Here is a 12152-nt window from a genome sequence, read left to right on the forward strand (position 1 = left end):
ACTGCCTCTGATGGGCATTGGTTTTTGTGTTGCCTGGGCTGGCCCTTTCGCGAGCAGGCCTCGATTTCAGCGTTTCACAGCTGTCGGCCTGTTCATCTCAGCCCGCTTACTCAGCAAATCAAACACCGCCGGATACGCCGGCCGTTCGACGTACCGCCCCGCACCACGCTCAGCCCGCAAATCACCATCCGCCCAAACTACCCGACCCTGGCTGACGGTGTGGCTCGGAACACCGCGCACGGTTTTGCCTTCAAAGATGTTGAAATCGACCTGCTGGTGATGAGTCTTCGCCGAGATCGTGCGCGTACCTTCCGGATCCCACAGCACCAGGTCCGCATCCGCACCGACGCGAATCGCCCCTTTGCGCGGGTAGAGGTTGAAGATCTTTGCGGTGTTGGTGGAGGTGAGCGCCACGAAGTGCTGCATCGACAAACGCCCGGTGTTCACGCCTTCATCCCACAGCACCGCCATGCGGTCTTCGATACCTGCCGTGCCATTCGGGATCTTGCTGAAATCGTCACGGCCGGCGGCTTTTTGTTCGGCGCAGAAGCAGCAATGGTCGGTGGCGGTGGTGTGCAGGTTGCCCGATTGCAGGCCGTGCCAAAGCGCCTCTTGATGGCCGCGAGGACGGAAGGGCGGGCTCATCACGTAACCGGCAGCGGTCTGCCAGTCCGGGTGTTGATAGACGCTGTCGTCCAGCAGCAAATGCCCGGCCAGGACTTCTCCGTAGACTTGTTGACCCTTGCTGCGGGCGTAGGTGATTTCGTCGAGGGCTTCCTTGGTCGAGACATGCACCAGGTACAACGGCGTGCCTAGCGTTTCGGCGATGCGGATCGCCCGGCTGGCCGCTTCACCTTCAACCTGCGAAGGGCGGGACAACGGATGCGCTTCAGGGCCGGTCATGCCCTGGGCCATCAACTTGCGTTGCAGGTGATAGACCAGCTCACCGTTCTCCGCATGCACAGTCGGCACTGCGCCCAATTCCAGACAGCGCTCGAAACTCGCCACCAAAGTGTCGTCGGCGGCCATGATCGCGTTCTTGTAGGCCATGAAGTGCTTGAAGCTGTTGACCCCGTGATGATTGACCAGCTCGGCCATGTCCTCACGTACCTGTTCGCTCCACCAGGTGATCGCGACATGGAAACCGTAATCCGACGCTGACTTCTCGGCCCAGCCGCGCCACTGATGAAAAGCTTCCATCAAGGATTGCTGCGGATTGGGAATCACAAAATCGATGATCGACGTGGTACCGCCGGCCAGACCTGCCGCCGTGCCACTGAAAAAATCCTCACTGGCCACCGTGCCCATGAAGGGCAGCTGCATGTGCGTGTGCGGGTCGATGCCGCCGGGCATCAGGTATTGGCCGCTGCCGTCGAGCACTTCGGCACCCGCTGGAACATCAAGATTTTCACCGATGGCTTTGATCACGCCGTCGGCGCAATAGACGTCGGCGCGATAACTTTCATCGTGGGTAATAACGGTGGCGCCACGGATCAACAGAGACATTCCGAGTTCCTCGCAGGCAATGACCGACTTGTGCCGGTTCTAAATGTTTTATATGTAGCCGACGCAAACAGGTGTATTCCTGTCAGCGCTGTCAGGAATAAAAGCTAGTCTGAGTTTAAGGATTGAGCAAGAATATTTTTTATAAGCTTATATCTGTTTTAACGTATTGATATTTAAAGTTTAAATCGTGAAATCACCAAAATGGTGAGGCCTCTCACCATTTTGACGCACTTGACAGGTTCTAAAAATAGACGAGATTTCTTATGTGAAATCAGCCGGTTGAGGATGGTCTATGGTTGATGCGCGACGTTGAAAAAAAGTGGTATGCACCAGATTGAGTCCTGACTGTTCGGACAACTTGCCTGGCATTCGGCCTGAGTGAACAAGCAAGTCACCGCTGGCTCATCGAGTCTGTAAATAAAACTGATAAACATCAGTTGGTTACAAAGTTTCTATGGAACTGCCCGATGCGCAAACGGGGTAACCGGCACGTTTATTGATGCCGCCAGCCCTTGATGAGCAAAAATAATCAAAAGAACAGTGGAGCGGCCATGCAACAGATCAGATCGCAAGTGACCGAGCGCGACGGCTTGTTTGAGCTCGAAGCCGGCAGTGACGTCCTCGACAGCCCCCGTTACAACCACGACATGGCACCGACCAAGGTGCACGAACGAACCTGGAACAAATGGCACATCACCGCGTTATGGGTTGGCATGGCGATCTGCGTGCCGACCTACACCCTCGGAGGCGTGCTCACCGCCTATTTCGGCCTGAGCGTCGGCGAAGCGCTGCTGGCGATTCTGTTCGCTAACATCATCGTACTGATCCCTCTGACTCTGAACGCTTTTCCCGGCACCAAGTACGGCATTCCGTTTCCGGTGTTACTGCGTTCTTCCTTCGGCATTCTCGGCTCAAACATTCCGTGCCTGATCCGTGCGCTGGTGGCGTGTGGCTGGTTCGGCATTCAGACGATGTTCGGCGGACTGGCCATTCACCTGTTTCTCGGCTCGGTGTTCGAGGATTGGAAAGCCCTTGGCGGTATCGGTGAAGTGATCGGCTTCATGGTGTTCTGGGCCTTGAACCTGTGGGTGGTGATTCGCGGTGCGGACTCGATCAAATGGCTCGAAACCCTCTCGGCGCCGTTGTTGGTGCTGGTGGGCGTGGGGCTGTTGGTGTGGGCCATGCCGAACGTGTCGATGACCGAGTTGCTGGCGATCCCGGCCAAACGTCCGGAAGGCGCCAGCGTGGTCAGTTACTTTGCCGCCGGGCTGACCGCCATGGTCGGGTTCTGGGCCACCTTGTCCTTGAACATTCCGGATTTCAGCCGCTATGCGAAAAGCCAGAAGGATCAGATCGTCGGGCAGATTATCGGCTTGCCGCTGACCATGTTCCTGTTTGCTTCCCTTGGCGTGGTGATGACGGCGGCCTCGGTAAAACTGGTGGGCGTCACCGTATCCGATCCGGTCACCCTGATCGGCCATATCCAGAGCCCGGTCTGGGTCGCGTTGGCCATGGCGCTGATCATCATCGCCACGCTGTCGACCAACACCGCGGCCAACATTGTTTCGCCGACCAACGATTTCCAGAACGTCGCGCCCAAGTTCATCAACCGCACCAAAGCGGTGTTGCTCACCGGCCTGGTCGGCTTGGCGCTGATGGCCCATGAGCTGTTGAAGAAGCTCGGGTTGATCGTCTCGGATTTAAGCCTGGAGACGGTGTATTCCAACTGGCTGCTGGGCTATTCCAGTTTGCTGGGGCCGATCGCCGGGATCATGGTGGTGGACTATTTCCTGATCAAGAAACAGCAACTGGATTTGGCTGGACTCTATCGCGATGATGTTTATCCAGCGTGGAACTGGTTCGGTTTTATCGCGTTCGGTGTGCCGGTGGCGCTGACGCTGCTGTCGCTCGGCAGTGACGCATTCAGCTGGTTCTACAGCTATGGCTGGTTTACCGGCTCAGCGCTTGGCGGACTGATTTATTACGGGTTGTGCTCGATGCGCCCCAGCCCGTCAATCGCGAAGTCCGCGGTTTGATCGTCCCCACGCTCCGTGGGAACTAGAAGAACAGAGGAGATCATCATGAACGCTGCCGTAGACGTTCTGCAGTCCACCCATCAGCACATCAACCGCGACCGATTGTGGCAGTCGCTCATGGACCTGGCCAAGCTCGGCGCCACGGTCAAGGGCGGCGTCTGTCGCCTGGCCCTGACCGACCTCGACCGCCAGGCCCGGGACATATTCGTCACCTGGTGCGAGGAGGCCGGTTGCACCGTCAGCATCGACGCCGTGGGCAACATCTTCGCCCGTCGTCCGGGCCGCAACCCGAACCTGCCACCGGTGATGACCGGCAGCCACATCGACACCCAACCCACCGGCGGCAAGTTCGACGGCTGCTTCGGTGTGCTGGCCGGCGTTGAAGTGCTGCGCACCCTCAATGACCTGGGCGTGGAAACCGAAGCGCCACTGGAAGTGGTGGTCTGGACCAACGAGGAAGGCTCACGCTTCGCCCCCTGCATGATGGGCTCCGGTGTGTTCGCGGAAAAATTCACCCTCGAAGAAACCCTGGCCAAGGTCGATGCCGAGGGCGTCACTGTCGGTGAAGCCTTGAACGCCATCGGCTATGCCGGCGAGCGCAACGTCAGTGGCCATGCCGTCGGCGCCTATTTCGAGGCGCATATCGAACAAGGCCCGATCCTCGAAGACGAGCACAAAACCATCGGCGTGGTGATGGGCGCCCTTGGCCAGAAATGGTTCGACCTTAAACTGCGCGGCGTCGAAGCCCACGCCGGCCCGACGCCGATGCACCTGCGCAAGGACGCCCTGGTCGGCGCTTCGGTGATCGTCGGTGCGGTCAATCGCGCGGCCCTCGGTCATCAACCGCACGCCTGCGGCACCGTCGGTTGCCTGCAAGCCTATCCCGGCTCACGCAACGTCATCCCCGGCGAAGTGCGCATGACTCTGGACTTCCGTCATCTGGAACCGGCGCGCCTGGATTCGATGATCGCCGAAGTCCGCGAAGTCATCGAAACCACCTGCGAGGAACACGGCCTGACCTTCGAACTCACACCCACCGCCGACTTCCCGCCGCTGTACTTCGATAAAGGCTGTGTGGACGCGGTACGCGACGCCGCCCAAGGGCTGGGTTTGTCGCACATGGACATCGTCAGCGGAGCAGGGCACGACGCAATCTTCCTCGCCGAACTCGGCCCGGCCGGGATGATCTTCGTGCCGTGCGAAGGCGGCATCAGCCACAACGAAATCGAAAACGCTGCGCCGGATGATCTGGCGGCCGGGTGTGCGGTGTTGTTGCGGGCAATGCTGGCGGCGTCGGCGGCGATTGCCAGTGGTCAATTGACGGCTTGAATATCAAAAGATCGAAAGCTTCGCCAGCTCCTACAACGATTGCGGAATACCCTGTAGGAGCTGCCGAAGGCTCGGGCCGTGTTCGGACGATCTTTTGATCTTGCGCCATTAAATCCAAATGGCATCCCACAAAGGATAATCGCCCACCCGTTTTACCAATCCTGCACGCAACGGATTCATGACGATGTAACGTGCTGCATCCTTGATGTCTTCATCACGACGCAAAGCGCGATCGTAATACCCTCGCTGCCATAATCGACCCTGATTCTGCCTTGCAATATTGATCGACCGGCTGCTTCTTGATTTGATGCGGCACATAAGCTCGGCCAAGGTGCCGTGATGCAACTCCACCAACCAATGCAGATGATCCGGCATCACGACCCAGGCCATTGATGTCACCGTGCACGTTTCATCGGTGCTGCGCAGCTGATCGACCAGAAGCCGTCCCAACCGCCAATTGTTGAACACCGGCTCCCGCTGATGAACCACAGCGGTGAGCAAATAAATACGTCCGGATTCTGAAAAACGAGCTTTGCGCAGGCGGCATCCGTTTGCAGCGACAGGCATTCCTTGCCCTCCTTGAAATTTGTTGGCAAACGAACGTTAGCTGATGGTGTTTCTGTCGTTGGCCAAAACGTTTTCGTAATATTTCCAGTACGCCGATAAGATCGCAGCCTTCGGCAGCTCCTACAGGGATCGCGTACGACCTTGGAATTTACGGGTCTACGCAATCCCTGTAGGAGCTGCCGAAGGCTGCGATCTTTTGATCTAATGGCATGCCTCACTTTCCAAGGATTGTTTTGGTCAGTTCTCCTGACAATTCGGGCCGCAATTATCGAAAAATCTTGTTGCTATTGACCGTTCCTACACGCGCCCTGTGAGGCTACGTCGCCTTGCGCCATTGCCTACAACTACGCCAGAATCCGCCGGCTTGTGCGCCACGTGCCTGGACTATATCGTCTCCGGGTCGCTGAATGTTCAGTGACCGGGTTTAGCGACTCGACTATGTAGACGCACAAACGCTCCAAGCTGCATTGCATGCTTTTTATGTCTGCAATTTGCGTTATGGCGGCTGTGCGCGGGAGACCTTAGGGTCTGCCGGGTGCCTACAACCGGTTCGCTAACCTGCGTTCAGCCGCCACCCTTACTTGTTTAGCGACAGGTCATGGTGGCTCCACTTTATGTAGGAGATTCACCATGTTCAAAGCCACACCCAATCCCCCGGAAACCGACAACGTTTCCCCCTACGATTCCCTCGACTCCAAAAAACTCCACGAAGCCGCCGACCGCGCCCTCGATCACTACCTCAATCTGGCCGCCCACATCAAAGCCACCCGGCGCACACCCGGCACCATGTTCATCGTCAACCCGGAACTCGATACCGAAACCCTACTGGCCCACGCTTGCGAGTCGCTGGCATCGGCCAATGTCATGACCATGGACCTGGCGGATCATATGGAAGGGCCGAGTCGCAGTTCCCTGTTGGGTATTGCGCAGATCATCATGCTGGGCGAGCTGGCAGTGAATCGGGCACTGGACAATATTGACCCGCAGAACGCAGCGGACTAACCAGCTAAGTGTGTCAGTGCTTCAACACAAGAAACGGCCTGCCGGTCGTTTTTTGTTACCACAGGTGCACGCTGCCGGATCGGGGATGTTTGCTGCACTATCCCACCCCCCTGCGGTCGTACTCTTCACAGGGCGGCGCCTGAATGCGTCGCCGCACGCGTGGAGATCCAATGAGCCAAGACGTCCTGATCACTGAAACCAATCGTCGTCAGTTGCAGCAGATTATCGCCGGCCTGTCCGATGGGGTGATTTTGGTGGAGCTCGACCAGACCCTCCTCTGGGCCAATGACGCCGCGCTGGCCATGCACGGCGTCGGGCAGCTCAGCGAGCTGGGGGCGAATGCCAAGGAATACGCCAAGCGCTTCGCGTTGCGTTATCGCAATAATCATCCGGTTCAGGTCGACAATTATCCGATCAGCCGAATCGCCCGAGGCGAGACCTTCAGTGATGTCTTGGTTGAGGTGACGCCCGCGGACAATGAAGAGCGCACCTGGGTCCATAGCGTGCGCAGCATGGTGTTGGCTGACAGCTCCGGAAAGCCGGAGTCGCTGGTGCTGATCATGAACGATGTCACAGAGTGGGCCAGCGCCGAGCAGCGTTTCGAAAAAACCTTCAATGCCAACCCGGCCCCGGCTGTGATCTGTCGCCTCAGCGATTTGCGCTACATCAAGGTCAACCCGGGCTTCTTGGAGATGACCGGCTATGCCCGTGATCAGGTGATCGGCAGTTCAACCTATGAACTGGACATACTGGAAGGGGCCGCAAACAAAGACCTGGCCAAGCAACGTTTGCGCGAAGGAGCGACTATTCCGCAAATGCAGGCCCAACTGCAGTTGTCAGAAGGTGGCAGCAAACAGGTGATCGTCGCCGGCCAGCCCCTTGAGCTGAACGACGAGGCCTGCATGCTGTTTTCCTTCGTGGACATCGAGCCCCGGTATAAGGCCGAAGTCGCCCTGCGCCAGAGCGAGGAACGGTTCGCCAAGGCTTTTCGTCTGACCCCGGTGCCGATCCTGGTATGCAACGCCAGCGATCAGGTGGTGATGGACGTCAATGAAGCCTTCCTCGATACGCTTGCGTATCCCCGTGAAGAAGTGCTCGGCAAGACTGTGGCGCAGATCGAATTTATCGATGATACAGGCGCCCGCACGCGACTTTTTGCGGCCCTGGAAAAAACCGGAAGTGTGGATCGTGTCGATGTTCGGGTACGCAAAAAAGGCGCCCAGCTGATCGATTGCGCGGTCTCGGCCGACACTGTGAACATTCAGGACAACCCCTGCTACCTGCTGGTGTTTATGGACATCAGCGAGCGTAAACGTACGGAGCTTGAGTTGGTGTCGGCGATCGAAGAGGTGATGAAAGACGCCTCCTGGTTCAGCCGCACGCTCATCGAGAAGCTCGCCAACGTCAAGAACGTCAACTCGCCGCAGTTGCCTAGCGCGTCTTTCACCGACCTGACGGCCCGTGAACGCGATGTGCTGGGGCTGATCTGCGAAGGCCTGGCCGACAAGGAAATCGCCGCGCGGTTGAAGCTCGCGCCCAACACCGTGCGCAACCATGTGTCGACGGTGTATTCCAAGCTCGATGTTCACAGTCGCAGCGAGGCAATTGTCTGGGCCCGCGAGCGCGGTTTGTTCTCCAGCGAGTGGAGGCCCAAGGCCCAGCGTTAGGTGCAAATGCACTACTCGAAGGGGTGCAAATGGATGTTCTGGACGTGTGCGGCAGTTCTTAGGCTGTAAGGGTGCGATACAGGTCTTCGGGTATCGCGTCCCTTTCGAAAACAGCTACAGGAACCGCAGGATGAATTACGTGGCGCAATTGCGTATGCAGCTGGAGCGGAGTTTTTCGCCGCTGGCCTGTGACTGCAGTGTTACGGGTGATAATTCACTGACGGTGAAGCTCTATCATCCGGTGTCGGGGCAGGTGGATCTGGTGGTCAGTGGGTTGAGCGTAAGCAACCTTAGAACGCCGGAGGCGGTGGCGTCGTTGATCGAAGAGCTGAGGTACGAGCTTGAGAGCAACACGTTGCATCGTACCGGGACTTCCTAGGAACTGACGGGTTTTGCTGGCGGTCGTATTAAAAGATACAAAAGTATTTTTTCTGGGACCGGTCCGCGTGTTCGCGGTGAGGGTGTTGGGTCGCGGAAATATCTCGATCACTTACCGCGGGCTAACCTATGAACAGTCTTGGGAAACGCGTTTTTGCTCCACTGTCGTTTGCACTCTGCGTCGCGATTCTGGGGGGGTGTGCCAGTCCTCCGCCGCCACCTCCCGCCGCGCCGCCTCCACCTCCTGTACGCACTTGCCAGACTACCGAAGACACCGATGTGCAAGGCGATATGAGGGCTGAGGGGCAGGTGACCCGGGAAACGACGCTGACTCGTTGCGTCACTCAGTAAGCATCCATCTGCTCATGTCGTACCGCCAGCGGCGCTGTGCTGCTGGCGGTTATCACCCGCGTTTGGCTCAGACTTCCTCGATCCTGACCCACCGCGACTCCCGCGCTGCCAACCGAATCGCCGTCGCCAGACGTTCGACCTCCCACGCCTGCTCGAAGTCCGTTCCACCCTGGCCGACCCCGGCCAACGCCATCACCAGATCATGGACCTCCAGTGTCTTGAGTTCGTTGTAGCCGAGCTGATGCCCAGCCGCCGGGCTGAATGCCGCATACCCCGGCAGGTTCGGCCCTGCCAGCAAGCGTTGGAAGCCATCCTGCCCGGCGCGATAAAGACGCAGTTCATTCAGACGTTCCTGATCGAACGCTAACGTCCCTCGGGTGCCGCTGATTTCAAAACTCAGGTGATTTTTGTAGCCGTGCTTGAGCCAACTGCTGCTGAACGTCCCGCGGGCGCCGTTAGCAAACCGCAACAAGGCGTGAACCTGATCGTCGACAGCAATGCTGCGTTGTTCCGGGCTGCCAGCCGAGGCGGGACGTTGTCGGTGCACGGTCTGGGAGTCGGCGCTCACTGCCTCGACATCGCCCACCAGATAACGGGCCATGGCCAACAAGTGACTGCCCAGATCGGCCAGTGCGCCGCCGGCATGATCGGCATCGCAACGCCAGGACCAGGGTGATGCTAGATCGGCCATGAAGTCTTCGCTGAATTCACCCTGGAAACTGATGATCTGGCCCAAGTCGCCGTTTTCAATCAGCTCCCGGGCGAGCCCGATCATCGGGTTGTGTTGATAGTTGTAACCCACCCGCGTCACCACACCCGCCGCTTTGGCCGCCAGGCGCATGGCGTCGGCCTGTTCCAGATTCACCGCCAACGGCTTTTCGCAATACACCGGTTTTCCGGCGGCGAGGGCGGCCATGGCCATGGGGTAGTGCAGGTGATTGGGCGTGGTGATAGCGATGAGATTGACCTTGGGGTCATCGATCAGTTGCTGCCAGTCGCTATGAGCGGTGTCGAAACCCCAGGCATCGGCGCAATGGCGGGCACGCTGCGGATCGGCGTCGGCCAGGGCCGCGAGTTTAAGCTTGAGAGGCAATTCGAAAACCGCGCTGACGTTGCGAAACGCCATGGCATGGGCGCGGCCCATGAAACCTGTGCCGATGAGTCCGATACCGAGTTCGCGCATAGCCGGGGTCCTTTTGGATTTTATTTTCAGGAGGGGCTATTAATGGAATAAATATTCCTAATGCGCAATATGTAGAATAAATATTCTCTGGTCTGTACTGAAAACAAAAAAGGCAGCCCAGGGGCTACCTTTCTTTCATTCGGAAAACAGATCAGGACAGAAAACCACCATCCACATTCAACGAAACCCCAGTGGTATAGCTCGACGCATCACTTGCCAGATACAACACCGCTCCCGCCATTTCACTCGGGTCCGCCACGCGCTTGAGCGGAATCTGCTGCAATGCGGTGTTCAAAATAGCCTCGTTTTTTACCAGCGCCGAAGCAAACTTGGTGTCGGTCAGGCCCGGCAGCAGGGCGTTGCAGCGAATGCCGAACTGCGCGCATTCCTTGGCGAAGACTTTGGTCATGTTAATGACGGCAGCCTTGGTCACCGAGTAGATGCCCTGGAAAATCCCCGGCGAGATGCCGTTGATCGAAGCAACGTTGATGATGCTGCCGCCGCCGTTTTCGCGCATCAGCTTGCCGGCTTCCACCGACATGAAGAAGTAACCACGGATGTTCACGTCGACGGTTTTCTGGAAGGCGCCGAGGTCGGTGTCCAGCACGTTGCAGAACTGCGGGTTGGTCGCGGCGTTATTGACCAGGATGTCCAGGCGCCCGAACTGTTCGCGGATGCCGGCGAAGACCTGGCTGATCTGCTCCATTTCACCGATGTGGCATGCGACGGCGGTGGCTTTGCCGCCGGCAGCGATGATCGCGTCGGCCACGTGCTGGCAGCCGTCGAGTTTGCGGCTCGAGACGATCACGTGAGCGCCTTGCTGGGCCAGCAGTTTGGCGATGGCTTCACCGATGCCGCGGCTGGCGCCGGAGACGAAAGCGATCTTGCCGTCGAGGTCGAACAACTGAGTCTTGGACATGGTTTTTCCTTGTTATGGAGGCCAGGGGTGCGATCAGAGCCGCGATCAGAGGCTGGATTTCGACATGACTTGCAGGCTCATCTGCTCCAGCAGTTTGTTCATGTGAATGAACTGCGCGAAGCGTTTGTCCTGGGTCTGACCATGGAAGAAGCGGTAGTAGATCTGCTGCACGATGCCCGCCAGGCGGAACAGGCCGTAGGTGTAGTAGAAGTCGTAGTTGTCGATCTGGATGCCTGAGCGCTCGGCGTAGTAATCGACGAATTCACGGCGGGTTAGCATGCCCGGCGCGTGGCTCGGCTGGCGGCGCATCAGTTGCACCGGCGCCGGATCATCGGCCTCGATCCAGTAGGCGAGGGTGTTTCCCAGGTCCATCAGCGGGTCGCCGAGGGTTGTCAGCTCCCAGTCGAGCACGCCGATGATCTGCATCGGGTTGTCCGGGTCGAGGATCACATTGTCGAAGCGGTAGTCGTTGTGAACGATGCTGGACGTCGGGTGATCGGCCGGCATCTTGTCGTTGAGCCAGGCTTTGACTGCCTCCCACTTCGGCGCGTCTGGGGTCAGGGCGTTTTCGTAGCGATCGCTCCAGCCTTTTATTTGCCGCGCGACATAGCCTTCGGGTTTGCCAAGGTCGCCCAGGCCATAGGCGTTGTAGTCGACCCGGTGCAGTTCAACGAATTTGTCGATGAAGCTTTTGCACAGCGCTTCGGTTTGCGCCGAATCAAGACCCAGTTCCGGTGGAAGTTCGGAGCGCAGGATGATCCCGTTGACCCGTTCCATCACATAGAACTCGGCGCCGATCACCGATTCATCGGTGCAGTGCACGTAGGCTTTGGGGCAGTACGGAAAACCGTCGCGGAGCTGATTGAGAATGCGAAATTCGCGGCCCATGTCATGAGCGGACTTGGCCTTGTGCCCGAACGGCGGCCGCCGCAGGACGAACTCCTGTTCGGGGTATTCCAGCAAGTAGGTGAGGTTCGAGGCCCCGCCAGGGAACTGGCTGATTTGCGGCAAGCCACTCAGTCCCGGAATGTGGGCCTTGAGGTACGGATCGATCAGGCTGGCATCGAGTTCTTCGCCGGTGCGGATATGGGTGGACTGGTCAGTAAGCGCCATGCTTATCCCTTCTACTTATTCTGGAGGCCAGAAACTATTGGCTAATCTAATGCGCATACCCGGCACCCACAACCACGAACAGCCCTTATAGGTGAGCGTGT

General features: G+C 58.2%; 10 protein-coding genes. 5 read left to right on the top strand and 5 right to left on the bottom strand.

The window, feature by feature from the left end; translation table 11 throughout:
- Positions 1 to 66: 66 nt before the first annotated feature.
- Positions 67 to 1506, bottom strand: a complete 1440-nt coding sequence (hydA, locus tag ACYZTU_RS13520; protein WP_449644568.1) for a dihydropyrimidinase — start codon at positions 1504 to 1506, stop codon at positions 67 to 69.
- 551 nt (positions 1507 to 2057) lie between these two features.
- Between hydA and ACYZTU_RS13525 the strand changes: the two genes are divergently transcribed.
- On the top strand, positions 2058 to 3542 hold the full coding sequence (locus ACYZTU_RS13525; RefSeq protein WP_461970810.1) for an NCS1 family nucleobase:cation symporter-1: 1485 nt from the start codon (positions 2058 to 2060) through the stop codon (positions 3540 to 3542).
- Positions 3543 to 3587: 45 nt separating this feature from the next.
- Positions 3588 to 4871 (top strand): Zn-dependent hydrolase, encoded by a 1284-nt coding sequence (locus ACYZTU_RS13530; RefSeq protein ID WP_461970812.1) that lies wholly within the window; start codon positions 3588 to 3590, stop codon positions 4869 to 4871.
- 108 nt (positions 4872 to 4979) lie between these two features.
- Here the strand turns inward: ACYZTU_RS13530 and ACYZTU_RS13535 are convergent, their stop codons facing one another.
- Complete coding sequence (locus ACYZTU_RS13535) at positions 4980 to 5438, bottom strand: REP-associated tyrosine transposase (RefSeq protein ID WP_461970814.1); 459 nt, start codon at positions 5436 to 5438, stop codon at positions 4980 to 4982.
- Between the two features lie 630 nt (positions 5439 to 6068).
- Here ACYZTU_RS13535 and ACYZTU_RS13540 point away from each other — a divergent pair.
- From ACYZTU_RS13540 to ACYZTU_RS13550, 3 genes are all read left to right on the top strand, one after another.
- Positions 6069 to 6440, top strand: coding sequence for a DUF6124 family protein (locus ACYZTU_RS13540; protein WP_461970816.1), 372 nt, complete (start codon positions 6069 to 6071; stop codon positions 6438 to 6440).
- Positions 6441 to 6610: 170 nt separating this feature from the next.
- Positions 6611 to 8107 carry a helix-turn-helix transcriptional regulator gene (locus ACYZTU_RS13545; RefSeq protein ID WP_461970818.1) on the top strand — a complete coding sequence of 499 codons (1497 nt, stop codon included), beginning with the start codon at positions 6611 to 6613 and terminating at the stop codon, positions 8105 to 8107.
- A gap of 130 nt (positions 8108 to 8237) precedes the next feature.
- Positions 8238 to 8486 (top strand): DUF1652 domain-containing protein, encoded by a 249-nt coding sequence (locus ACYZTU_RS13550; RefSeq protein ID WP_461970819.1) that lies wholly within the window; start codon positions 8238 to 8240, stop codon positions 8484 to 8486.
- 417 nt (positions 8487 to 8903) lie between these two features.
- On the opposite strand, the gene ACYZTU_RS13555 is transcribed toward ACYZTU_RS13550, so the two are convergent.
- The 3 genes from ACYZTU_RS13555 to ACYZTU_RS13565 all read right to left on the bottom strand — a co-directional run bounded on the left by ACYZTU_RS13555 (position 8904) and on the right by ACYZTU_RS13565 (position 12051).
- Positions 8904 to 10019 (bottom strand): Gfo/Idh/MocA family protein, encoded by a 1116-nt coding sequence (locus tag ACYZTU_RS13555; protein ID WP_461970821.1) that lies wholly within the window; start codon positions 10017 to 10019, stop codon positions 8904 to 8906.
- A 151-nt stretch (positions 10020 to 10170) separates the two neighbouring features.
- Positions 10171 to 10938 (bottom strand): SDR family oxidoreductase, encoded by a 768-nt coding sequence (locus ACYZTU_RS13560; protein WP_436273999.1) that lies wholly within the window; start codon positions 10936 to 10938, stop codon positions 10171 to 10173.
- Between the two features lie 45 nt (positions 10939 to 10983).
- Positions 10984 to 12051 (bottom strand): phosphotransferase family protein, encoded by a 1068-nt coding sequence (locus tag ACYZTU_RS13565; RefSeq protein ID WP_461970823.1) that lies wholly within the window; start codon positions 12049 to 12051, stop codon positions 10984 to 10986.
- Positions 12052 to 12152 lie beyond the last annotated feature (101 nt).

The organism is Pseudomonas sp. HLT2-19-2, from assembly GCF_054898005.1.